Annotated in this window: 23 protein-coding genes, 1 tRNA gene and 1 pseudogene; 15 read left to right on the top strand and 10 right to left on the bottom strand. The window is 64.4% G+C overall.

Features of this window, described 5'->3' with window-relative positions; all coding sequences use genetic code 11:
* The first annotated feature begins 26 nt into the window (after positions 1–26).
* Both ACWCOP_RS12325 and ACWCOP_RS12320 read left to right on the top strand, forming a co-directional pair.
* Entirely contained in the window at positions 27–902 is an 876-nt protein-coding gene (locus ACWCOP_RS12325; protein ID WP_478248586.1) for a LysR family transcriptional regulator, read from the top strand.
* Positions 903–1,015: 113 nt separating this feature from the next.
* On the top strand, positions 1,016–1,438 hold the full coding sequence (locus tag ACWCOP_RS12320; protein WP_478248585.1) for an OsmC family protein: 423 nt from the start codon (positions 1,016–1,018) through the stop codon (positions 1,436–1,438).
* Positions 1,439–1,455: 17 nt separating this feature from the next.
* Here the strand turns inward: ACWCOP_RS12320 and ACWCOP_RS12315 are convergent, their stop codons facing one another.
* The gene (locus ACWCOP_RS12315; RefSeq protein WP_478248584.1) at positions 1,456–2,151 is read right to left on the bottom strand and encodes a tellurite resistance TerB family protein; all 696 of its coding nucleotides are present in this window, start codon (positions 2,149–2,151) and stop codon (positions 1,456–1,458) included.
* 208 nt (positions 2,152–2,359) lie between these two features.
* Here ACWCOP_RS12315 and ACWCOP_RS12310 point away from each other — a divergent pair.
* Positions 2,360–2,449: transfer RNA gene (locus ACWCOP_RS12310), tRNA-Ser, on the top strand.
* Between the two features lie 394 nt (positions 2,450–2,843).
* On the opposite strand, the pseudogene ACWCOP_RS12305 reads toward ACWCOP_RS12310, so the two are convergent.
* The 4 genes and pseudogenes from ACWCOP_RS12305 to ACWCOP_RS12290 all read right to left on the bottom strand — a co-directional run bounded on the left by ACWCOP_RS12305 (position 2,844) and on the right by ACWCOP_RS12290 (position 5,962).
* Positions 2,844–3,532: pseudogene (locus ACWCOP_RS12305) on the bottom strand (IS6 family transposase).
* Between the two features lie 34 nt (positions 3,533–3,566).
* Entirely contained in the window at positions 3,567–3,743 is a 177-nt protein-coding gene (locus ACWCOP_RS12300) for a hypothetical protein (protein WP_478248583.1), read from the bottom strand.
* A 44-nt stretch (positions 3,744–3,787) separates the two neighbouring features.
* Complete coding sequence (locus ACWCOP_RS12295) at positions 3,788–3,964, bottom strand: hypothetical protein (RefSeq protein WP_478248582.1); 177 nt, start codon at positions 3,962–3,964, stop codon at positions 3,788–3,790.
* An 889-nt stretch (positions 3,965–4,853) separates the two neighbouring features.
* Positions 4,854–5,962, bottom strand: a protein-coding gene (locus ACWCOP_RS12290; protein ID WP_478247734.1) for an IS3 family transposase whose coding sequence is annotated in 2 segments (ribosomal slippage) — positions 4,854–5,698 and positions 5,698–5,962 — 1,110 coding nt in all. Because the reading frame shifts where the segments join, the coding sequence is not laid out codon by codon here.
* A gap of 105 nt (positions 5,963–6,067) precedes the next feature.
* Between ACWCOP_RS12290 and ACWCOP_RS12285 the strand changes: the two genes are divergently transcribed.
* On the top strand, positions 6,068–6,406 hold the full coding sequence (locus ACWCOP_RS12285) for an Lrp/AsnC family transcriptional regulator (RefSeq protein WP_478248581.1): 339 nt from the start codon (positions 6,068–6,070) through the stop codon (positions 6,404–6,406).
* A gap of 248 nt (positions 6,407–6,654) precedes the next feature.
* Complete coding sequence (locus ACWCOP_RS12280) at positions 6,655–8,442, top strand: sulfatase-like hydrolase/transferase (protein WP_478248580.1); 1,788 nt, start codon at positions 6,655–6,657, stop codon at positions 8,440–8,442.
* Here the strand turns inward: ACWCOP_RS12280 and ACWCOP_RS12275 are convergent.
* Both ACWCOP_RS12275 and ACWCOP_RS12270 read right to left on the bottom strand, forming a co-directional pair.
* Complete coding sequence (locus ACWCOP_RS12275; protein ID WP_478248579.1) at positions 8,439–9,590, bottom strand: glutathione S-transferase N-terminal domain-containing protein; 1,152 nt, start codon at positions 9,588–9,590, stop codon at positions 8,439–8,441. The genes ACWCOP_RS12280 and ACWCOP_RS12275 overlap by 4 nt on opposite strands.
* Positions 9,587–10,207 (bottom strand): TetR/AcrR family transcriptional regulator, encoded by a 621-nt coding sequence (locus tag ACWCOP_RS12270; RefSeq protein WP_478248578.1) that lies wholly within the window; start codon positions 10,205–10,207, stop codon positions 9,587–9,589. Before ACWCOP_RS12270 ends, ACWCOP_RS12275 begins: the two co-directional genes overlap by 4 nt.
* 128 nt (positions 10,208–10,335) lie before the next feature.
* On the opposite strand from ACWCOP_RS12270, the gene ACWCOP_RS12265 reads away from it, so the two are divergent.
* The 8 genes from ACWCOP_RS12265 to ACWCOP_RS12230 all read left to right on the top strand — a co-directional run bounded on the left by ACWCOP_RS12265 (position 10,336) and on the right by ACWCOP_RS12230 (position 18,407).
* Positions 10,336–11,043, top strand: coding sequence for a glutathione S-transferase family protein (locus tag ACWCOP_RS12265; protein ID WP_478248577.1), 708 nt, complete (start codon positions 10,336–10,338; stop codon positions 11,041–11,043).
* A gap of 1 nt (position 11,044) precedes the next feature.
* On the top strand, positions 11,045–12,688 hold the full coding sequence (locus ACWCOP_RS12260) for a sulfatase-like hydrolase/transferase (protein ID WP_478248576.1): 1,644 nt from the start codon (positions 11,045–11,047) through the stop codon (positions 12,686–12,688).
* A gap of 9 nt (positions 12,689–12,697) precedes the next feature.
* Positions 12,698–13,972: a DsbA family protein gene (locus ACWCOP_RS12255; RefSeq protein ID WP_478248575.1), complete on the top strand. Its 1,275-nt coding sequence runs from the start codon at positions 12,698–12,700 to the stop codon at positions 13,970–13,972.
* Complete coding sequence (locus tag ACWCOP_RS12250) at positions 13,969–15,060, top strand: MBL fold metallo-hydrolase (protein ID WP_478248574.1); 1,092 nt, start codon at positions 13,969–13,971, stop codon at positions 15,058–15,060. The genes ACWCOP_RS12255 and ACWCOP_RS12250 overlap by 4 nt, the downstream gene beginning before the upstream one ends.
* A gap of 180 nt (positions 15,061–15,240) precedes the next feature.
* A complete protein-coding gene (locus ACWCOP_RS12245) occupies positions 15,241–16,836 on the top strand; it encodes an ABC-F family ATP-binding cassette domain-containing protein (protein WP_478248573.1) in 1,596 nt (531 codons plus the stop codon).
* A 289-nt stretch (positions 16,837–17,125) separates the two neighbouring features.
* Positions 17,126–17,512 (top strand): DUF302 domain-containing protein, encoded by a 387-nt coding sequence (locus ACWCOP_RS12240; RefSeq protein WP_478248572.1) that lies wholly within the window; start codon positions 17,126–17,128, stop codon positions 17,510–17,512.
* Between the two features lie 318 nt (positions 17,513–17,830).
* Positions 17,831–18,016, top strand: coding sequence for a hypothetical protein (locus tag ACWCOP_RS12235; RefSeq protein WP_478248571.1), 186 nt, complete (start codon positions 17,831–17,833; stop codon positions 18,014–18,016).
* Between the two features lie 229 nt (positions 18,017–18,245).
* Positions 18,246–18,407, top strand: coding sequence for a DUF3309 family protein (locus tag ACWCOP_RS12230; protein WP_478248570.1), 162 nt, complete (start codon positions 18,246–18,248; stop codon positions 18,405–18,407).
* Between the two features lie 25 nt (positions 18,408–18,432).
* Here the strand turns inward: ACWCOP_RS12230 and ACWCOP_RS12225 are convergent, their stop codons facing one another.
* The gene (locus tag ACWCOP_RS12225; protein WP_478248569.1) at positions 18,433–18,627 is read right to left on the bottom strand and encodes a hypothetical protein; all 195 of its coding nucleotides are present in this window, start codon (positions 18,625–18,627) and stop codon (positions 18,433–18,435) included.
* A 263-nt stretch (positions 18,628–18,890) separates the two neighbouring features.
* The gene (locus ACWCOP_RS12220) at positions 18,891–19,112 is read right to left on the bottom strand and encodes a hypothetical protein (protein WP_478248568.1); all 222 of its coding nucleotides are present in this window, start codon (positions 19,110–19,112) and stop codon (positions 18,891–18,893) included.
* A gap of 211 nt (positions 19,113–19,323) precedes the next feature.
* On the opposite strand from ACWCOP_RS12220, the gene ACWCOP_RS12215 reads away from it, so the two are divergent.
* Complete coding sequence (locus ACWCOP_RS12215; RefSeq protein ID WP_478248567.1) at positions 19,324–19,560, top strand: hypothetical protein; 237 nt, start codon at positions 19,324–19,326, stop codon at positions 19,558–19,560.
* Between the two features lie 161 nt (positions 19,561–19,721).
* Positions 19,722–20,288 carry an SOUL family heme-binding protein gene (locus ACWCOP_RS12210; RefSeq protein WP_478248566.1) on the top strand — a complete coding sequence of 189 codons (567 nt, stop codon included), beginning with the start codon at positions 19,722–19,724 and terminating at the stop codon, positions 20,286–20,288.
* Positions 20,289–20,327: 39 nt separating this feature from the next.
* Here the strand turns inward: ACWCOP_RS12210 and ACWCOP_RS12205 are convergent, their stop codons facing one another.
* Complete coding sequence (locus tag ACWCOP_RS12205; RefSeq protein ID WP_478248565.1) at positions 20,328–21,029, bottom strand: VIT1/CCC1 transporter family protein; 702 nt, start codon at positions 21,027–21,029, stop codon at positions 20,328–20,330.
* Positions 21,030–21,206 lie beyond the last annotated feature (177 nt).

Here is a 21,206-nt window from a genome sequence, read left to right as displayed (position 1 = left end):
AGAAAATCTTTGTCAAAGGCCCGCCCATGTCCGCTCTGCCGCCTCTGAACGCCCTGCGCGCCTTTGAAGCCGCCGCCCGCACTGGCGGATTCGCCGCCGCAGCCGAAGAGCTAAACGTCACGCCGGCGGCCGTAGGCCAGCAGGTTCGCCAGCTGGAAGCGCTTGTGGGATCGTCGCTTTTTGACCGCGAAGGGCGCCGCCTCGTCCTCTCCGCCCGCGGCGCGGCGGCGGTGGAGCCCCTGCGCCGCGCCTTCCAGCTCATGGGCGAGGCGAGCGCGGCCCTGCGCGAGGCGGACAGCGTGGATGCGGTGACGCTTGCCGCCAGCCCTGATCTGGCCGCCACCTGGCTCGCCGAAGACCTCGCAGGCTGGGACCGCGCAGTGCGGCTCACCGTCATCGAAGCCGGGACCGGCGAGGCGGATCTGGCGCTGGTTTACGCCCATGGCCGGTTCGAGGCGGCGGGCGCGGAGCCGCTCATGGGCGAAACCCTGGCGCCGCTGGCTGCGCCGGGCGCGCTTGGCGAGGGGGCGGGTCTCGATCGCCTGGAGGGCGCCGCGCTCATCGAGGACGCCTCGGCGCCGGGCAGCTGGGCGGGCTGGCTGGCGGCGCGCGGCGGCTATGGCCTTGATAATCGCCCGGCGGTGCGCGCCTCCGGTCCCGCCATGGCGCTGGCTCTGGCCGAGGCGGGGCGCGGCGTCGTGCTGGCGCGAAAAGCCCTGGCCTTCGAGCAGATCCGCACCGGCCGCCTGGTTCCGGTCTTCCCGGACGGGGACTGGAGCGTGGCGGCGGGCTATCACCTGATCATCGCGCCGGGCCTGCGCCTCACCGCGCCGTCGGCGGCGCTGGCGGAGCTGCTTCGCGCCCGGGCGGCGGCGCGTGGCGAATTTGCTGGAGAGCTTTAGTCTGAGATCACCGGCGCAAGCGCATTCGGTGCTGAGCGTCGCCCTGGCGCTGCACGGAACACCTCCATCGTCGACATCGTTGAGCTTTTGCAAGCAATCAAAGAGATTCGACCATGAAACGTATCGGCCACGCCGTCTGGAACGGCGATCTGAAGACCGGCAAGGGCGCGCTCACCACCGGCTCGGGCGTCCTGAAGGACACCAGATACGGCTTCAAGACCCGCTTTGAGGACGAGCCCGGCACCAACCCGGAAGAGCTGATCGGCGCAGCCCACGCCGGCTGCTATTCCATGGCTCTGTCGATGATCCTTGGCGAGCAGGGTGTCGTCGCCGATGAAATCCGCACCCAGGCCGACGTGCATCTGGACGAGGTCGTGGGCGGGTTTGAAATCACCGCCGTGGACCTGAAGGTTCGCGCCCGCATCAGTGACATGAACGATCACGACTTTCAGAAGGCCGCGGACGCCGCAAAGACCGGCTGTCCCGTCTCCAAGCTGCTGAAGGCCCAGATCAGCCTCGACGCCGCCCTGGACTGAACACCTAGGGCCGGGGCCTACGCCGCGTCGGCGGTGCGGTGGATCTCCTCCACCAGCCCCGGCTCCAGCTCCAGACGTGCGGCGAGCATCTGAAGATAGGCCCGCTCGGCCGGCGTGTCGGCTTCGATGGCCACAAGGCTCGCCGCGTAGATTTCGGCGGCGATCTCAGGCGTTGTCGCCGGAGCGATCACCGCGTTGATGTCCAGTGGCGCCGACAGCTCGTCAAACACGAAGGCCTTGGAGTCGCTGTCGAGATCCATGGTGTTCAGACGCGCGAAGATCGCGTCCTTCTCCTCGGAATCAATCTTGCCGTCGGATTTCGCCGCCGCGATCATGGCGCGCACCAGCGCCTTGCCCAGCGCGTCCTGGGCCGCTTCATCGCTCGGGGCGGGCAGGAAGGCGCTGGAGGCCGGCGCCGCGGCGTAGCCGCCGGACTGATCCTCTAAAGCGGGAACCGATCCAGACGCCGCCTGCGCGCCGGAAGCCGGCGCCCCGTCGGCCTTGCTGCGGTTCTGCCAGGCGTGATAGGCGAGCCCGCCCAGCGCCGCGACGGCGCCATATTTGGCGGCCTTGCCCATCATCTTGCGACCTTTGCCGCCCATCAGCATGGAGGTGGCGAGCCCAGCCGCGAACCCGCCGCCGCCGGCCATGGCCGTGCGCTGGGCGCCAGGATCGTTTTGAAGGGCGTGGAGAATTTTGTTCACGTCGAACATGGCAGGTCCTCGTCTCAGGGCCGGACGGCGCTTTGGTTCGCTCCTAGGTGGGCGCTCCGAGCAGCCCGAACAAGACGCGCCGCACCGATTTTCTCCGGGCCCGGCGGCCCCGTCCGCCATCGGTGGACGCCGCGCTGCGCAGGGAACCCGGCGGGCCGCCGCCCATGCTTGACCAGACCCCGGTTTTCGCTAGTTTGCGCCGCCTTGAGGTGAGGTGGCCGAGTGGTCGAAGGCGCACGCCTGGAAAGTGTGTAGGCGGGAGACCGTCTCGTGGGTTCGAATCCCACCCTCACCGCCAGGATTTTCCCGATAGACAGTCTCTGTCCCGGAACGGGCGGAATACCTGCGTACTTTCAGCCGGTTGGAAAACCGTAGACGGAACCGAGACCTCTCCAGAACGAGCATTCCGGGCCCAAATCCGGCGAAGTCTCAGTCGCGGTATTGGCGCGGTCCCTTTACCCTGCTTTGGGCCAATAAACAGGGTTTTCCAACGAAAACGACCCTATCCTGGTTGATCGGCAGGCTTATAGAGAATTATGTATCAATGACTTAATCTAAAATTCCCTACGCATTCACGCAGGGAATTTTCACCAGCTATCAGGGAATCTGGGAGTGCCGAACAGGAAGTCTGCGTGCCGGGTGCTGACAAGTTAAATAGAGGCGGCTGCGAAGCGCCCCTCCCACCTACCGGATCACGCGGCCTTCGTCGCCTCTGCCCACGCCCCGAACGCACGGGTGCGGAGCGCCCGCAAGGCCCGGCGGGAGACGAGGTGGGCGTCGACGTTGAAGCAGTTGTAGACCGCGGCGTGGGAGGCGAGGAAGCGCTGGGCTGAACCTTGCGACTTGAACTTCTGCTGCTTTCGCTCTCGTCGCCGCATCGGGAGATGGGAGTTCTCGGCGCGGTTGTTGGCCTGCAGTCCGCCTGGGGCGTGGCGATCTGTGAGGCCGGTCTCCCGCATCGCCTTCCGATACGAGGAGAGCTTGTCCGTGACGATCCGCTCAGGCGCGACGCCGGAATTCTTCAGCAGCTTGCGGAGAAGTTTCTTCGCAGCGTCAGCGTTCCGTCGCTTCTGAACGAGTATGTCGAGCACGACGCCTTCGTCATCGACCGCCCGCCATAGCCACATGCGCTTCCCGCCGATCTTCACGACCATCTCGTCGAGATGCCAGCGGCCGGTCGGCGCGTGCTCGCGGCGATCTTCGGCCCAAACTTGGCGACCCAATAGCGCACCGCCTCCCGGCTCGCTTCGATGCCGCGCTCGGCGAGGATCTCCTCCACGTCACGAAGGCTCAGCGTGAAGCGCAGATAGAGCCACACCGCATGGCGGATAACCTCCGGCGGAAACCGATGTCGCTTGAATGAGATCCCGTCCGCCACGATCCGCCTCCGAGCCCGCCTCGCAATCGGAGACCTTTTATAGTTCGTCTGCCAGCAGCCTCTCGACGGTGTTGCAGTGAAGAGTGAGGCGGTCGAGTAGCGCGATCATCTTGGCGTCGCCGAACACGTTGGGCCGGCCTGTGCCGGATAGTTTGAGGTTCAGCAGGGTCATCAAGATCAGGGAGTTATTTTTCACCCCGATCGCCCCGATCAAGGGGTCAAATTCCGTGCCGGTTCACACAGGGTGTCCCGCGGCCGCTAATCGCGCCGCTGCTGCTCATCGGCAAGCTCGTTCAAGCACGCGCGTTGCGCTTCAGCGTTCATGATCTCGTAGCATTCCTGCTCAGCCTGCTCGTCATAGACGTTTTGAGCGAAGCTCTGGCACCCGACGATTAGCGGGCACGCCAGTAAAGCCGCCAGGGTTTTGTAGCGCATTATGTTCTCCATGCCTCAGATGCGGGTCTTTCCGCTGGTGGGCTTATAAGTCCGGCCCGATGGCGCCAGAATAGAGGTTCTAGAGAGTTTGTCAGGGGGCTTTCCGAATGGCCGCGACCTCCACCGCACTAAAATTCAAAGTGAGTTGCGATCGGTGCGGAGGGCCGCCGTCGGAATGGCTCTCTGCACCAGGCACGCAGCGAGAAGACATCCTAGAAGCGCTCTTCTCACTTTGCTGCGAAGGATGCGGTTCGCCATACTCCATTGAAGAGCTGGCCGCGGCGAACGACACATCTGACGGCCATAGGCTCATTGCGAGGCGCCAAAGTGAGCTCGGGGAGGCTGTCGCCGCCTCTGACCGCGAGTAATGGCGGACGGCGCTGAAGCCCTTCACGCCTACTCTCGTTTTCCCAGGGAGCGTGTCGAGAGTCCGGCTGTTTGCCGGCGACTTGCCTGCCGAAATAATCCGTACTGGAACCTGATCGCCCTTAACCGGCATCTCGGTTACGAGAAGAAGAGGCCCGGCGCCGCATACTGGGTCGCCCGGCTGAAGAACCGCCAGGGTCAATTCCGGCAGTGTCGTCTAGGCTAAGCCGACGACAGCCAAAAATCTGATGGTGTAGAGACGCTCTCCCATGCCGAGGCGCTGAAACATGCGGAGCGGTGGTTCGCCCGCCTGGACATCTCGGCCGCAAGCGCCGATCGGCGCGAACTCGGGCCGTCACGGACACTCCTCTACACGCCGGTCGGCGACGTCCACACAATCGGTCATGCGGTTGAAGAGTTCATCGAATGGAAGCGGCTGGCGAATGCCACGAGCCACGTGCAGGTCATGCTCAGCTGAGCTTGACCCCGTTTTCGGGCCACGGGGAGTTGGAAGATCCCCGTGTCATGGCGCCAGGGCGGGCTGCGTGAGCCCTGACGCTTTTCGTGCCTCCGCAGGCGTTCGGTAGCCGATGGCGCTGTGCGGACGCTCGGTGTTGTAGTCTCTACGCCATCGCTCGCATTTTCCGCGGGCGTCGGCAAGATTCATGAACCAGTGGGCATTAAGGCATTCCGCGCGAAACTTGCCGTTCAGGCTCTCGATGAACGCGTTATCCGTAGGCTTGCCGGGCCGGGAGAAGTCGAGCTCCACCCCATTCGCATAAGCCCATAGATCCAGATCGCGCGAGATGAACTCGGGACCCTGATCGACGCGGATGGACTTGGGATGCCCGTGGCTGGCGCAGATGCGCTCGAGCACGCCGACGACGTCCGCGCCGGTGAACCGCTCGCGAGGTTCGATCGCCGGGACATACCGGGTATACGCATCGATCACGGTGAGGATCCGCAGCCGGCGGCCGTCGTAGAGTTGGTCATGAACGAAGTCCATCGCCCAGACCTCGTTGGCCGTCACCGGATCCGATCGCCCCTCTCGGAGCTTCGCCTTCACCTTCCGCTTCGGCGTCTTATTCCTCAGCTGCAGTCCCATCTCGCGATAAAGGCGATAGACCCGCTTGGCGTTCACCGCCCAGCCTTCCCGCTGAAGCAGGACGTGGATACGCCGGTAGCCGTAGCGAACCCGGGTCTCAGCGATCTCCCGGATGCGCTGGCGAAGCTCTTCCTGGGAGCCGCGCTGGGACTTGTACTGGTAGGTCGAACGATCGGCCCTGAGAACCTGGCAGGCGCGTCGAACGCTGACCCGCCAGGCCGCACGCAGATGATCCACCAGCTCTCGCCGGCGCGCGGGCCTCAGAGCTTTCGGCGCAGAACATCCTGAAGCATCTCCTTGTCCAGCGAGAGATCCGCCACGATCCGCTTCAGGCGACCGTTCTCTTCCTCAAGCTGCTTCAAGCGCTTCATCTCCGACGGCATCAGACCGCCATACTTCTTTTTCCAGTTGTAGAAAGTGGCTTGGCTGATCCCCGCTTTGCGGCAGACCTCTTCCACACGCGTGCCTTCTTCGGCTTGGCGCAGAATGAACGCGATCTGCGCCTCAGTGAATTTTGACCGTTTCATCGGCCTTCTCCTCGTACCAGCAGCCCAAGCCGCTAAACGAGAATTTTCCACTTTTCCGTGGCCGAGAAAACGGGAAGCAGGTCAGTTCGTCGACGCATCCATCGTTTGCGCAAGGACGGCCACATCATCGCTGATGTCAGCCTCATTGATCCGGGCCGCCTGGGCATCACTGTGGTCGTTCTGGTGCGCTTTGAAAAAGAGAGCCAGGCTACGTATGACACCTTCAAAAAAGAAATGCGCGGCACCCCACAGATCGCCCAGTGCTACACGGTTACCGGCGATGAGGACTTCATCCTCGTCGGTCACTTCCCTGACATGGCCTCCTACGATCAATGGGTGAACGAACGGCTGCTCACCAATCCGGCGATTTCACGCTCCACCACCCATGTGGTCTACCGGCGCACCAAGTTTGAAACGGCGATCCCCACCGCGCTGGATCGGTAGCTCAAAAGGCGCCCGCCCTTGATGCGGCTCTCAGCGGTCTCCTGCGCCGCGTTGCAACACGCTGGGCATTATGGTGGATCGCCGGTTTGCGCTCGAAGACGTCAGCCCGTCTGGTCTCACGGTGGCCGTAAGCCCGGCGCCGCTGGGCCTGAGCCCGCCCCATCAGCCCGCCGCGTGCGCCGAGCCGCTAAAAAATTGACATTGGCTGCGTCAAAAGTTCTCCTATCCCCGTGGAGGATGAGGCGGCGATGATCCGGATTTCAATTATGGCGGCGGGGCTTGCAACGGCTTGCCTTGCCGTGACTGGTTCGGGCGCGCCGGCGATCGCGCAGGATGCGCATGAGCAGTCCGGTCCTGAGCAGTCAGGTCCTAGGCGTCCCAATATCGTTTTGATCATTCTGGATGATGTGGGCCTGACCGATCTGGGTGTCACAGGCGGCGAGGCGGCGACGCCGGCCATGGACGCGCTGGCGGGCGAAGGCGTCTTGTTCGCCAATTTCAACACCGCGCCCATGTGCGCGCCTTCACGCGCCATGATGCTGACAGGCGTGGTGAGCCATGATGCGGGGGTGGCGAACCTTCCTGAAACCACGCCGGACGCTCTGACGGGCTTGCGCGGCTATGAAGGCCGCCTGACGCGCCGCGCCGCGACGCTTGCCGAGCATCTGCGCCCGGCGGGTTATCAGACCTACATCACGGGCAAGTGGCATCTGGGCCATGACGCCGACAGCCTGCCGACCGCGCGCGGCTTTGACCGCAGCTTCGTGCTGGACGCCTCGGGCGCGGACAACTGGCGGGACCGGCCGTATCTGGCCTATTACGACCGGGCCGAATGGTGGGCGGACGGCGCTCCGGCGCGGCGCCCGGACGGTGAATTCTCTTCCACCTTCCTGGTTGATCAGATGCTGGACTATCTGGGGACCCGCGATGCAAGTCGGCCCTTCTTCGCCGTTATCGGGTTCCAGGCGGTGCACATTCCCCTCCAGGCGCCGCGTGAAATCGTGGAGGCCTATGACGGCGTTTATGATTCAGGCTGGGATGTGCTGGCGGCCCGCCGCCACGCCGGCGCGGCTGCGCGCGGCCTGATCCCGGCGAGCGCCGCCACGCCGGCCACGCCGGAAGGCCTGCGCGACTGGGAAGGGCTCGACGATGAGACACGCGCCTTCGTCACCGCGTCCATGGAGGTTAACGCCGCCATGCTGGACGCCACCGACCGCGAGATCGAACGCCTTGTAGCGAACCTGCGCGAGGAGGGCGCTTTCGACAACACGCTGTTCCTGATCGTTTCCGATAACGGGCCGGAGCATAACCGGCCCGAGCTGCACCGGGGCACGGAGTTCTGGCTGGACATGGTGGGCTATTCGCGCGACCCGCAGACGCTGGGCGGCCCGGACACTTACGCCTGGATCGGGACCGAGTGGGCGAAGGCCGCCGCCGGTCACGGAGCTTTTTTCAAGATGCACGCAGGTTCGGGCGGCATGAATGTGCCGCTCATCGTCTCGGGGCCGGGCGTGTCGCGCCGCGGCGTGTCGCGCGATTTCGCCTTCGCCACCGACCTTGTGCCTACCGTGCTTGAGATCGCCGGCGCTGCGCCGGTTCCGGCCGACATCGCTCCGGCGGGGCGCAGTCTGGCGCCGATCCTCGCCGGGCCGGGCGCGGCGCCGCGGCTACCCGAAACGCCAGTGGGCATGGAGGCGGGCGGCCACGCCGCGCTCTTCCTTGGGCCGTTGAAACTGGCGAGAAGCATTGCGCCCTATGGCGACGGCGCCTGGCGGCTGTACGACTGGACGGTCGATCCCGGCGAGACGAACGATCTCGCCCAGGCACGGCCTGAAGAGTTTCAGCGAATGAGCGAGGCCTGGCGCACCTTCGCCGCGCTCCATGCGATACAGCCCGTGGCGGCGGATTACACCCCGGCCGGTCTGTTGGCGCAGCGCACTTATGCAAGGCAGGCGCGCAAATATGCGCCATGGGGGCTCGGCGGTCTGCTGGTTCTGGCGGCGCTGGCCCGGCTTGTGTTCAGGCGCAGGGCTTAATAGGCCCAGACCTCCAGATTGTCCTTGCGGGCCACGCGATGGTCCGGACGCGCATCCAGCAGCGGCGCCAGGCCGGCGGCGTCGAACCAGGCTTGCGTCCGGGTTTTCGCCTCGCCGTCCAGCGTGTCGAAGGCGGCCTGAACTTTCTGCAGCAGATAGATGCGATAGGGCGAGACCCCGGTGCGGACCGGCTCGCCGCGATAGTGAGTCTCCACCGTCCCAACGGCGCGCTTGTGCGGCTTGTCCAGAAGGGGAGCGCCGGCCTTGCGGTTCTGACCGGCGGCCCAGGCGTTGAACGCGGCGACCTGATCGGGGAGCTCTGGGACCATCTCGCCCGCTGCGACCCGCCCGACAGCCAGCAGCGTCTCCGGCACGGCGTCGTCTGGAAGGAACTCACTGTGCGGATAACTGGGATATTCCGGGATATCCAGATTGGGGGCCGAGACCCGTTCGGTCCATCGGAACACCTTGTCGGCGCGCTGCTTCATATGAAACGCCGGCACGGGATCGCGGCCCAGATGGGCGAAGAGCGGCCCGTAGAGCCCGTAATCGCCAAGGCTCGGCCAGGCGCCGAACAGGCAGGGATGCCCGGTGAAATGGGCCTGCAGCGCATCCAGCAGCGCATCATAGGCCGCCTCCACCTTGGGGATCGTCGCTTGCGTGACGCCCAGGGCGACGAGATAGCTGGCGAGCTTGTTCATCATCGGCCGGGCCAGCGCATCGGCCTCGTCCGGCGGGCTTTCCGGCGCCAGGCCGTGGATGAAGCCGGCGGCGATGAAGCTGTCCTGCTGATCCAGCATGCTCCAGCGATAATGCATCGCCATGCGCGTCAGTCCCTCAGAGCCGAAGAGGTTGAAAAGGTGGGACAGCACGGCCTGGACCGGGCCCGGCGGCGTAGCGCTCAGGCGGATCGGCGCGGCGGCTTCGAGATAAGCGAGGATATCGTCAGAGTCCTGAATAATGGTCCCGTCCGGCGCCTGCAGGCAGGGCAGGAACATGCGCGACGTGGCCGGGAAGACAACGGCCCCGAATTGCGCGTGGGCGCTGGAGCGCTCCTCGAAGGCGAGGCCCTGCTTGCGCATGAAGGCGCGGGCTTTCGCGGTATAGTAGGACGCCGGAACGCCATAGAGATAATAGGTCTCGCTCATCGCACGCCGCCCTCGTCGTGTACGGGTCCTGGATCCGGCGCCGCAGCGTAGATCGCCCGCGCCGCCGCCGTCATCACCCGGGCCGCCCGGGGCTTGCTCAGACCCTGCTCGATGCGCAGGCGGCGCCAGAAATCAAAGCTGGTCACCGCGTTCAAAGCCTCAAAGAAATCCGCCTCCATGGCGTCGTCTGGGTTCAGCACGATCGCCAGCCGCTTGCGCTCCATCGTCACAAGAAAGGCGCTGTCCTCCTCGAGCGAGGCGAAGCGATGGCGGAGGCGCTCGGTAGCCAGCCGGAAGGGCTCCATGTCGGAAAACATCGCCGCGCGGTTTTTCAGCAGGCGGTCCAGCCGCTCGGCCCGGTCCGACGTGTTAAGGTCCAGCTTGGCGCGCGGAAGGAACTCCGCATGCACAATTGAGGTGAGCTCGCGATAGAGCGCTTCGAGATCCTCAAAGCACCGGAACACCGTGCGCGGACTGACGCCGGCCTTCTCGGCCACCGCGCGCGCGCCCGGGTCCAGCGCGCCCTCGCGCACCAGCGCCAGAAACGCGGTGACGATCTTGTCCCGGCTGGCGCTGCGCCGGGCGCGCCGGCCGTCTGTGATTTCAGCTTCGGGCATGACTCTCCTTGCAGACGCCCAACAATTGACGTTCAAACTGCCATAATCTAGCGTCTCGTCAAACAGACGGGCTGTCTTAAAGGCTCGCAAGGCCGTTTCGCAGGGCCGTTCGCAGGGGAGGATAAGGCATGATCGATCTTTATACAGCGCCCACGCCCAACGGCTGGAAAGCCTCGGTGATGCTGGAGGAGTGCGGCCTGCCCTACAAGGTCCACACCATCGACCTGATGAAGGGTGAGCAAAAGGCCGAGAGCTTTCTCAAGCTCAATCCCAATGGCCGCATCCCGGTCATCGTGGACCGCGACGCGCACGATTTCACCGTCTTTGAGTCTGGCGCGATCCTTATCTATCTCGCCGAGAAGACTGGAAAATTCCTGCCCGCCGACGCCAAGTCCCGCTCTGTGGTCATGCAGTGGTTGATGTTCCAGATGGGCGGGCTCGGGCCGATGATGGGTCAGGCGAACGTCTTCTTCCGCTATATGCCGGAAAAAATCGATGTGGCGATCAATCGCTATCAGGGCGAGGTGAGCCGGCTGTTCGGCGTGCTCGACCGGCGCCTCGCTGATCACGAATACCTTGCGGGCGATTATTCGATCGCCGATATGGCCAACTGGTGCTGGGCGCGCACGGCGTTCTGGTCGGGCGTGGACACCGCGCCTTTCCCCCACATGAACCGCTGGATCGCCAATATCGACGCCCGGCCGGCGGCCCTCAAAGGCGTGAAGATCCCTTTCGACATCACCGAGCTGCTGACTGGTTCGGGCGAGAAGAAAAGCGCGGCGGAAACTTTCGCCGAGAAAGCGCGCACCCTGGTCAACACCGGCAAGGAGACCTGACATGCGCATCCTGATTATCGCGGGTCTGATCTTCGCCGTCCTCGCTGGCGCACTGGCGTTCGCCTGGCCCCATCGCATCGCCATTCCCGGCGTGATCGACCGGTTGCGCGATCCCATCGGAGCGCCGCGCGAGATCGTTTGGACCGGCGGCGCCGATCCGCGCGCGCGATCCGCAGACGAGCGCCCGCCCAATATCGTCGTCATTCTGGTCGACGATCTGGGGATCAACGACATTTCCGCCTTTGGCGGCGGCATCGCCGGCGGCCTCTTGCAGACCCCCAATATCGACGCCATCGCCGCCAATGGCGCGGTGTTCGAAAACGGGTATTCGGGCAACGCCACCTGTGCGCCCTCGCGCGCCGCCATCATGACCGGCCGGTTCGCCACACGCTTCGGGTTTGAATTCACGCCCGCCCCGGTGGCGTTTCACAGGCTTCTGGGCTCGTTTGATTATTCCCCCCGCGAGGCGATCTTCCATGATGATCGCCTGGATCAGGTGATCCCGTTGGAGGACCAGGGCCTGCCGCCCAGCGAAATCACCATGGCCGAGATGTTGCAGGAGCAGGACTACCAGACCCTGTTCATCGGCAAGTGGCATCTGGGCGCGGCTGAGCCCTTCCAGCCGCAAAACCAGGGCTTTGATGAATGGGTGGGCTTCTATCCCGGCGCCGCTCTGTTCCTGCCGGTGGATGATCCGGACGCGGTCAATCTGCGTCAGGATTTTGATCCCATCGATCCCTTCCTGTGGGCGAATCTGAACTACGCCGTGCGCTGGAACGGCTCGGAACGCTTCCCGCCGCAGGGCTATATGACCGATTATTTCGCCGATCAGGCGGTGGCGGCCATCGAGGCCAACGCCGAGCGGCCCTTCTTCATGTACTTGGCGCTGAATGCGCCCCATACGCCGATTCAGGCCCACCGCTCCGATATGGAGGCGCTGAGCTTCATTGAGGATGAGCGTCTTCGCGTGTACGCGGCCATGGTGCTGGCGGTGGACCGGGCCGTCGGCCGGGTGCGCGAGGCGCTAGAGGCGCAAGGAATCGCCGATAACACCATCGTGGTCTTCTCCAGCGATAACGGCGCGCCGGGCTATATCGGCTTTCCTGATCTCAATGCACCCTATCGTGGCTGGAAGGCGAACTTTTTCGAAGGCGGCATCCGCGTGCCGATGCTGGTGGAATGGCCGGACCGCATCGCGGCGGGCACGCGGGTGAGCGCGCCGGCGGCCCATGTGGACCTCTTCGCCACGGCGGCTGCGGCCAGCGGCGCGGCCCTGCCGGGCGACCGCGTCATCGACGGGGTGGATCTGGTGGCGCTGTCGCAGGCGGAGAGCCCGGCGCCGCGGGCGCTGTTCTGGCGGTCCGGGCATTACCGGGTTCTACTGGACGATGGCTGGAAGCTTCAGGTGAGCGAGCATCCGCCGCAGACCTGGCTGTTTGATCTCAACACCGATCCCACCGAGCAAACCGATCTCCTCACCGCAGAGCCGGCCCGCGCCGCCGCCATGCGCGCGCAGCTGGACGCGATCAACGCCGAACAGGCCGACCCGATCTGGCCCAGCCTGGTGGAGCCGCCGATCTATGTGGACAAGCATCTCCTGCAGGAGCGGCTGCCCGAGGACATATACGTCCACTGGCCCAACTAGGCGCGCGACATGAAGCTCTGGATCAAGCGCCAGATCATGGGCCGGGCCACCGATCTGGACCGCCGTAACCGGGCCCGCGCCCGCGCCCGGGCCCGTCGTATGAGCGCCGGTGCGCCGCGGGTGCTCAATTACTTCCACCGCTTCGGCGATCCGGCCAGCGCGCTCATGGCGCCGTTGCTGCTGGAACTCTCGCGGCGCGTCGACGTCACGGTCAACACCCGCCTCACCGGGCGTCCCGAGGCGGCGGTGGCGCCCGAACCTGAACAGCTGGAGGCGTACGCGCGCGCCGACACCGCGCGCCTGGCGAAGGTGTACGGCCTCTCCTTTGTCGACCCTGGCGCGTCGCCGGCCCAGGCGCGGATCATCGAGGCCGAACGCCTGGCCGCCGCCGCCCTGAGCGATGATGACGCACTGGCGCAAATCAAAGAGATCGACGCCGCCTTGTGGTCTGGCGCTGCCTTTCCCGTCGCCGACGGTTCCGGCGACCGCGACAAGGCGCTGAAAACCGGAACGGCCGCTCGCGACACACTGGGCCATTTCCAGTCGGGCGCAGTGGAGTTCGAGGGCGAATGGTATTGGGGCGCCGACCGGCTTCATTATCTGGAGGCCCGCCTTAAAGATGACGGCGCGCGACAATCCGGCGACGGTTTCCTCGCGCCGCCGATTCTGGAGAGCGAAGCGCGCGGCGATTGCGGCGGCGCGGTGATCGAGGTTTATCCCTCCCTGCGCAGCCCCTACACCTATCTCGCCATGGACCGGATCTACGCCCTCGCGCGGCGCTGGAATGCGCGCGTCGAGCTGCGCCCGGTTCTGCCCATGGTCATGCGCAAGCTGCCCGTGCCTCAGCGCAAGGCGATGTATTTCCTCAAAGACTGCGCCCGCGAGGCGGAGCGGCTTGGCATGCCGTTTGGAACCATCTCCGATCCGGTGGGCGCGCCGACCGAGCGCGGTTTGGCGGTTTTGCTCGCCGCCATGGATTCAGGGCGGGGTGAGGCGTTCCTGACGGCGTTTCTTAAAGCCGCCTGGTCGGAAGCGATCAACGCGGGAAGCGATCGCGGCCTCAAAGAGATTTGCGCGCGCGCCGGCGTGCCCTGGGCGCAGGCGCAGGCCGCGCTCAAGGACGACAGCTGGCGCGCCCGGGTTGAGGCGAACCGCGCCCGGCTCACAGGGCTGGGCCTGTGGGGCGTGCCCAGCTTCAGGGTCGGCGATCTCGCAGTCTGGGGTCAGGATCGGCTCTTTCTGGTGGAAGCCGAACTTCAACGCATCGCGGGAGTCCGCTTATGAACCGTATACTGATTATTGTCCTCGCCGCTGCTCTGACGATCGTGGCGCTGGCCGGTCTCGGCTCATGGGTTCTGGGCTCTGAACCGGTGGCCATGCGGCTTTTCGCGCGCCAGGCCGAAGCCCGGCTCGGGGCGGATCGCCTCGCCAGCCTGCCGGAGGGGCTCACGGTCGCGTTTTGCGGCACCGGGTCTCCGCTGCCTGACACGACGCGGGTGCAAAGCTGCACCGCCGTGATCTCCGGGAGCCGTGTGTTCGTGGTGGACGCCGGCTCTGGCTCCGCGCGCAACCTGGCCTTCATGGGTGTGCCCGGCCGCGCCGTTGAAGGCGTTCTCCTGACGCATTTTCACTCCGACCATATCGCGGACGTGCCCGGCGTGGCGCTGCTGCGCTGGGTCGATAACGCGCAGACCGAGCCCTTGCCGGTCTACGGCCCGCAGGGCGTTGAGCAAATCGTCGCCGGGTTCAACACGGCCTACACGCTCGATCATGGCTATCGCACCGGCCACCACGGGGTGGACATCGCGCCGCCCTCCGGCGCCGGGCTGGCCGCGATCAGCTTTGATGCAGAACCGGGCGCGGTGATCACCGTGCTGGATGAAGCGGGGCTCACCATAACAGCGGTTCTGGTGGATCACGCACCGGCCGCGCCGGCGGTGGCCTACCGGTTCGACTATGGCGGCCGCTCTACGGTGATCAGCGGCGATCTGATTGTCGAGCGCTCCGACGCTTTCGCGGCGTTCGCACAAGGCGCCGACCTTCTGGTGGTGGAGGCGCTGCAGCCGCGCCTGGTCGATCTGATCACGCAGCAGGCCCGCGCTTCCGGGCGCGATGATCTGGCCCAGATCACCGTGGATATTCTGGACTACCACACGACGCCGGAAGCCGCCGCCGACGCGGCTGAGGCGGCCGGCGCGGACGCTGTGGTGCTGACCCATATCGTGCCGGCGCTGCCGTCAAAACTCCTGCACTCGGCGTTCTTGGGCGATGCGCGCTCGCGGTTTTCCGGACGCCTTGAGATCGCCGAGGACGGGACTGCGGTCACTCTGCCGTCTGGCTCAGACACGGTTCGCTTCGAAGACTGGCTCTAAGTAAGCGAGGCCGGCGTGTAGCGCGTGCGGCGAAAGCCCGCACGGCTGGTTTGAACACGCGGCGCCCGGCCCGTCACTGCGGCCTCAAGGCTGTCTTTGGCGCCACCCTACGCGCGCGCACGATGTTGCGATCGGCGTCTGCCCATTGCGTCGCGCGCTGGCTTGGTTACACCCCACCCCATGCTCACGATTTCAAATCTCGACTACCGCATCGGCGCCCGCTCTCTGTTCGAGAAAGCCTCCGCGCAGATCTCGTCCGGCTGGAAGGTCGGCCTGATCGGCCGCAACGGGACCGGCAAGTCCACCCTGCTGAAACTGATCCGTGAAGAGATCGAGCATCCTTCCCCGGACGGCTCGATCCGCATGAACAAGGGCGCGCGCATGGGCTGGGTCGCCCAGGAGGTCGAGGCCTCCGACGAGACGATCCTGGAAGTGGTTCTGGCCACCGACGCCGAGCGCCACGCCTTGATGCAGGAATCGGAAACCGCCACCGATCCCGACCGGATCGGCGAGATCCACATGCGCCTTGCTGATATCGACGCCTGGTCGGCTGAGGCGCGCGCCGCCGAAGTGCTCATGGGTCTGGGTTTCACCGACGCCGATCTGTACCGCCCCACGCGGGAGTTTTCCGGCGGCTGGCGCATGCGCGCGGCCATCGCCGGGGTATTGTTCTCCCAGCCCGACCTTCTGCTTCTGGACGAGCCGACCAACTATCTCGACCTTGAGGGCGCGGCCTGGCTTGAAAGCTATCTGAAGAAGTACCCCCACACCGTACTGATCGTCTCTCACGACCGCGAGATGCTGAACCGTTGCGTCACCCACACGCTGGCGCTGGAGCACAAGCAGCTGTCCATCTCGCCGGGTGGCTATGACGCATGGCTGCGGCTGCGCGCGGCCAAGACGGCGCTTCTGGAGAGCGAGCGCGCCAAGCAGGAGGCGAGCAAGGCCCACCTGCAGGCCTTCGTCGATCGCTTCCGCGCCAAGGCGTCCAAGGCCCGCCAGGCCCAATCGCGGGTCAAGATGCTGGAGAAGATGCAGGAGATCACTGTTCCGATCGCCGAGCGCACCACCCCGTTCTCCTTTCCCACCTCCACCGACAAGCTCGCTCCGCCGCTTCTTCAGCTGCGCGATGCGTCGGTGGGCTATGGCGATGACGCGGTGATCCTGTCAGGCATTGATCTGCGCCTGGATCCTGAAGACCGCATCGCCATCGTCGGCGCCAACGGCCAGGGCAAGACCACGCTGGTCAAATCCATCGCCGAGCGCCTGACGCTCATCTCGGGCGAGCGCGTCGCGCCGCGCGCCCTGCGCATCGGGTATTTTTCCCAGGACCAGATGGATGAATTGAGGCCGGGCGAAACGGTGCTCGATCACGTTCGCGACGCTCTGCCGGAAGGCACGCCCCAGTCGAAACATCGCGCTGCGGCAGCGGCCATGGGCTTCCCCCACGAGAAGGTTGAGACCGCCATCGAAAAGCTGTCAGGGGGCGAGAAAGTCCGGCTTCTCCTGGGTCTGATGTCGATTGAAAAGCCCCATATCCTGATCCTGGACGAACCCACCTCTCACCTGGATATCGATAGCCGTGAAGCGCTGATCTACGCGCTCAACGAGTATGAGGGCGCCGTCGTTCTGATTACTCACGACGTCTATCTGGCCGAAGGCACCGCGGACCAGCTCTGGCTGGTGAAGGACGGCAAGGCCACGCGCTATGACGGCGATCTGAACGATTACAGAAAGCTCGTCCTTCAGGCCGACCGCAGCCCCATCAGGGCCTGACCGTTCGCTCTCGACCAATGCATACCCGCATACGGATAAAAATGACATGCGGCGAAGGCAAGGGCGTGCATTAGCCGACGCGCAGCACTGGTCGAGCGGCGCCGGCGCGTCGTCTGTGCTCTGCTATACCCGAGACATAGAATTCCGCAGCCGCGCGTTGAAGGCTGTCAAAGTGATGGGCGCTGATGCAGGTGGCGGAGAGGCCTGTTTTGCTGTCAGTAATTTTCATACTGACGGAGTGGCGCTCATCTGATGAAATAAAGCTACAAATCAAAAGGAATAATTCGCTATGGATTACACGATCAACCGCCTGATTGCCGACGCTGATTTCGACGCGGTGGACGCCCGCACGCGCGCTGCTTTGACCGGGCAGGGGTTCGGCGTTCTCACCGAAATCGACGTGGCGGCGACGATAAAAAGGAAGCTTGATGTGGATCTGGCGCCCTACCGCATCCTCGGGGCCTGCAATCCCATGATGGCGTATCAGGCGATCCAGATTGAGCCGCGCGTCGGGGCGATGCTGCCTTGCAATGTTATCCTGCGCGAGGTCGAGGGCGGGATTGAAGTCAGCGCCGTTGATCCGACCGCATCCATGCAGGCGATCGACAATGCTGAGCTCGCCGTTGTTGCGGCGCAGGTGCGTGATCTTCTGGCCAAAGCCGTTCATGCGATCTGATCCGGGGCGTCCCGCCTCCGGCGGCTGGCCGCCAGCGCGATCCTGGCCTTTAGCCTTGTTCTTACGGTCCGAGGCCGGCTGGAAACGGTCGACGGGACGCTGCACCGCGTGCGACCAGGTCATCGGCATAAAGCTTCGCCACGCCAACATGGATCAGGGCCGGCGACGGCGCGCGGTGCGATCCTGCGATATGTTCCGGCGACGGTTCGCCGGACATGCCCCCGAACGGCGTCAGGCCGCTGGAGCCCCATCGCTCCGCTAAGACGATGTGTCTTCAGTGTCTTCCTCGTCTCGGGGCGTTCTTGAAAGGACAGCCCCATGACTCCCCAGACCAATGCAGCCGAAAAGATGAAGACCGTCAAAGCCGCCTGGGACAAAGCGCCCGCCGGCCCGAAAAAAGACTCCGCCCTTAAGCATTATCAGGCGGCCGAAAAGGCTCACAAGGAAAAGCATGACGACGAGGCTATTCGCGAGCTTGATCAAGCAACCAAAGCCCTCGCCTAGCCTGGCTTGAGACACCGCTTGCACCGGCGCTAGGGCAAGGGCGGGCGCGGAGTTTCAACGGACACTCTGGCGTGCGCGGGATCTGTCTCGCCTCTCAAACAGCGCCCCACTGGGCGAGAGGCTTAAACACGGGTTCCGCCGCACTGCTTTCTTTCAACGCGCCGTTTCAAAAGCGCGCCGCAGGGCGGGTCTTGAGGAGCGCCTCAAGCACAGAAAGTCATCAGAAGTCATGATAGGACTCATATTGATCGTGCTCCTGGTCCTCTTCCTTCTGGGCGGAGTCAGCGGGCGCTTCAGAGGCTATGGATACGGTTTCGGACACGGAGGCATGGGCCTGCTCGGCACACTTCTGGTCATTGTCATCGTGCTGCTGGTCCTGGGCTATATTTGATCCAGACGGACGCCGCGCCGGCGGGTCAGGCCAGGAGCGAGCTGTGCTGATCAAGATAGGCCGGATCGAACTCCGCAAGCGCGATAAGGCGGGGTCGGTCGCCGAGATTCATCTTTCCCTCCTGGAGGGTGACGGTCTCGTTTTCGTGAAGGGTCTGCAGGACGCGGTTCACATGAACCGCGCTCAAACCAAGAGAGTCGACCCGATGATACTGGGTCACAAGACAGGCATAGCCGGTATCGTCCCTGGTCCCGCAACTGTAAGCCTTGACCCGGACTCCAGCAGAAAATGTCCGACCCGGTCCACTGCGGTGCGCCTGCCGATATCAACCAGGTGCTAGACCTTCATCGCTTCATCGCGTGACGCGGCCCACAAGACCGTGGTGGCGAGCCTTGGTGTCTGAGAAAAAGCGTCCAACCGCTCCTAACCCAGTATTCTGGAGGCCTTCAAATCGGTGACCGGCTCGCTGCAGTGATCGGAGGCTCAGAGGAGGACGCTGCGAAGGCCGATAAAATCGCCCGAAAGCTGAATATTGGCGATCTGGAGCAGCCCGTTGGGCAGAATCTTGTAGGAACACGCCCAACGCGACGCGACGATACAGGCTGCTTTGCTGCGCTGTTTCTGCAGCACCATATCACGCCCGGCGCGGAAGGTTCGGCGGCGCTGATTCAGCCGGTCCAGAACCGCCAGTTCGGCTGGAGACAAGGCGACGAAGGCTGTGAGTTATCGGGCTAGAGAAGGATTATGAAGTGTCTTCACGGCGCCCTCCCGAATTGCCTGAACACGATCGAGAAATTCCCAGCCCTAACTGCTATCGATCAGTTCATCGAACCGTGCTCCGTGAAACTCTTGCAGGAATTCATAAGAGGCCTGAACTTTAGTGAAGGCTATAGCTTTCAAAAGAAAGTATGCAGCCATGACAGATCAAAACAATTACTCGGGAATGGCCGCGCTCACAATTTGCGAGTCGCTTCTTCTCGCCCTCAACGATAAGAATATACTGCCCGAGGCGGACATCGTGGGAGTCCTTTCCGACGCTGCGTCAACCCATGAAAACGCAGCCGGTACCGAAGCCGAGATTGAAGTGCATCTTCAGGTCGCAGCACTTATCCGCAAGATCATCGCAGGCGGAAATTCGGTCCGGCGGTCATAGGTGGCGGCGCGCCAACGGCTTTTGCGCGCCAGCGCCCTATATCACTTGGTCGAATGGGCCTTGGAAAATCGATCATGACACCGTTTTTGAGCCTCGGGCGCCTGCTTGAAACGTTATGGATCGGCGTTGTGTGCGCTGCAATACTGACAGGAGGGTCCGCCATGGCCAGCGAGGAGCCTGACTTCACCGTCGTGATGGCGAAGGACGGTTTTGAGGTGCGCGACTACCCTGCGCTGATCGCCGCCGAGGTCGCCGTTTCGGGAAGCCGCGACGAGGCGTCCAGCGAGGGGTTCCGGATGCTGGCCGGCTATATCTTCGGCGGCAATACCCGCAAAGAGAGCATCGCGATGACTACGCCCGTGGTGCAGGGGCGGCCGCGGGGTGAGACCATCGCCATGACGGCGCCGGTGACCCAGTCGGGCGAGGGTGACGCCTGGACTGTGCGCTTCATCATGCCGGCCGAATATACGATGGAGACCTTGCCCACCCCGGATAATTCGAGGGTGCGCCTTGTGGAGGTTCCGGTCCGGCGCTACGCCGTGGCGCGCTTTTCCGGATTGGCGAGACCGGCCGAAGTGGAGCGTCAAACCGCTGCGTTGACGGCGTTCATGGAGCACCACGAGCTTCAGGCGACCGGCGCCCCTTCGCTGGCGCGCTACGATCCGCCATGGACGCCCTGGTTCATGCGGCGCAATGAAGTTTGGGTCGAGTTGGAGCGCCCTGAATAGATTTAGCCATGTCTCGGTTTCGGCTCGCCTGCGCCCGGCTTAGACGATGGTTCCAAACAGCGCGCCGATGCCGGCGGTGACTCCCAGCGCCACGGCCCCCCAGAACACAACGCGAATGACAGGCTTCACCATTCCGGCCCCGCCCACACGCGCGCTGCCCGCGCCCAGCAGCGCGAGAAATCCCAGCGTGGAGACGCCGACAGCCGGGACCAGAGCCGGGACCGGCGCGAGAAGGACGATTAGGACGGGAAGCAGGGCGCCGATCGAAAACATGGCCGCGGACGCCAGAGCCGCCTGGACCGGGCGCGCCTTGGTGGTGTCCGAAATTCCCAGCTCGTCGCGCGCGTGCGCGCCCAGAGCGTCCTTCACCGTGAGCTGGGCGGCCACCTGCCGGGCCAGATCGGAGTCCAGGCCCCTGGCTGCATAGATGTCCGCCAGTTCGCGCTGTTCCGCCTCCGGATCGTCGCGCAGTTCGGCGCGCTCGCGTTCGAGATCGGCCTGCTCGGTATCCGACTGCGAGCTTACCGACACGAACTCGCCCGCCGCCATGGACATGGCTCCGGCCACGAGGCCGGCTACGGCAGCGATCAGGATATCGCCCTTGGTCGCGCCGGCCGCGGCGACACCGACTATGAGGCTTGCGGTGGAGATGATGCCGTCATTGGCGCCCAGAACCGCGGCGCGCATCCAGCCGATGCGGGCGACCAGATGACCTTCAGTCTGCCAGAATGATCGTCTCATCTCACCCGTCTCCGATTCAAGGCCGCCTTGATGGCGGACGCTTTACTGGTGGAAAAACGCCTGTAAGTCGCTTTGGTCGCCGCGCCGCACGCCACCGGCCTCGCCCTGTTTGCGAGTCGATGCATGTCACGGCACGGTTGCGGTTTCGTCGTATGCTTGCCTGAATCGCAGATATAA

It is taken from the genome of Apolloniradiicaulis salifontis (assembly GCF_053756655.1).
The sequence above is the reverse complement of the archived record's forward strand: the minus strand, read 5'-3'. Positions and strand labels throughout refer to the sequence as shown.

Bases quoted from the DNA above. Each gene is read 5' to 3' on its own strand.
- ACWCOP_RS12265 (WP_478248577.1), top strand. From the start codon at position 10,336: ATGATCGATCTTTATACAGCGCCCACGCCCAACGGCTGGAAAGCCTCG.
- ACWCOP_RS12280 (WP_478248580.1), top strand. From the start codon at position 6,655: ATGATCCGGATTTCAATTATGGCGGCGGGGCTTGCAACGGCTTGCCTT.
- ACWCOP_RS12240 (WP_478248572.1), top strand. From the start codon at position 17,126: ATGGATTACACGATCAACCGCCTGATTGCCGACGCTGATTTCGACGCG.
- ACWCOP_RS12245 (WP_478248573.1), top strand. From the start codon at position 15,241: ATGCTCACGATTTCAAATCTCGACTACCGCATCGGCGCCCGCTCTCTG.
- ACWCOP_RS12215 (WP_478248567.1), top strand. From the start codon at position 19,324: ATGACAGATCAAAACAATTACTCGGGAATGGCCGCGCTCACAATTTGC.
- ACWCOP_RS12315 (WP_478248584.1), bottom strand. From the start codon at position 2,151: ATGTTCGACGTGAACAAAATTCTCCACGCCCTTCAAAACGATCCTGGC.
- ACWCOP_RS12230 (WP_478248570.1), top strand. From the start codon at position 18,246: ATGATAGGACTCATATTGATCGTGCTCCTGGTCCTCTTCCTTCTGGGC.
- ACWCOP_RS12210 (WP_478248566.1), top strand. From the start codon at position 19,722: ATGGCCAGCGAGGAGCCTGACTTCACCGTCGTGATGGCGAAGGACGGT.
- ACWCOP_RS12295 (WP_478248582.1), bottom strand. From the start codon at position 3,964: ATGCGCTACAAAACCCTGGCGGCTTTACTGGCGTGCCCGCTAATCGTC.
- ACWCOP_RS12320 (WP_478248585.1), top strand. From the start codon at position 1,016: ATGAAACGTATCGGCCACGCCGTCTGGAACGGCGATCTGAAGACCGGC.
- ACWCOP_RS12270 (WP_478248578.1), bottom strand. From the start codon at position 10,207: ATGCCCGAAGCTGAAATCACAGACGGCCGGCGCGCCCGGCGCAGCGCC.
- ACWCOP_RS12255 (WP_478248575.1), top strand. From the start codon at position 12,698: ATGAAGCTCTGGATCAAGCGCCAGATCATGGGCCGGGCCACCGATCTG.
- ACWCOP_RS12260 (WP_478248576.1), top strand. From the start codon at position 11,045: ATGCGCATCCTGATTATCGCGGGTCTGATCTTCGCCGTCCTCGCTGGC.
- ACWCOP_RS12275 (WP_478248579.1), bottom strand. From the start codon at position 9,590: ATGAGCGAGACCTATTATCTCTATGGCGTTCCGGCGTCCTACTATACC.
- ACWCOP_RS12205 (WP_478248565.1), bottom strand. From the start codon at position 21,029: ATGAGACGATCATTCTGGCAGACTGAAGGTCATCTGGTCGCCCGCATC.
- ACWCOP_RS12325 (WP_478248586.1), top strand. From the start codon at position 27: ATGTCCGCTCTGCCGCCTCTGAACGCCCTGCGCGCCTTTGAAGCCGCC.
- ACWCOP_RS12235 (WP_478248571.1), top strand. From the start codon at position 17,831: ATGACTCCCCAGACCAATGCAGCCGAAAAGATGAAGACCGTCAAAGCC.
- ACWCOP_RS12250 (WP_478248574.1), top strand. From the start codon at position 13,969: ATGAACCGTATACTGATTATTGTCCTCGCCGCTGCTCTGACGATCGTG.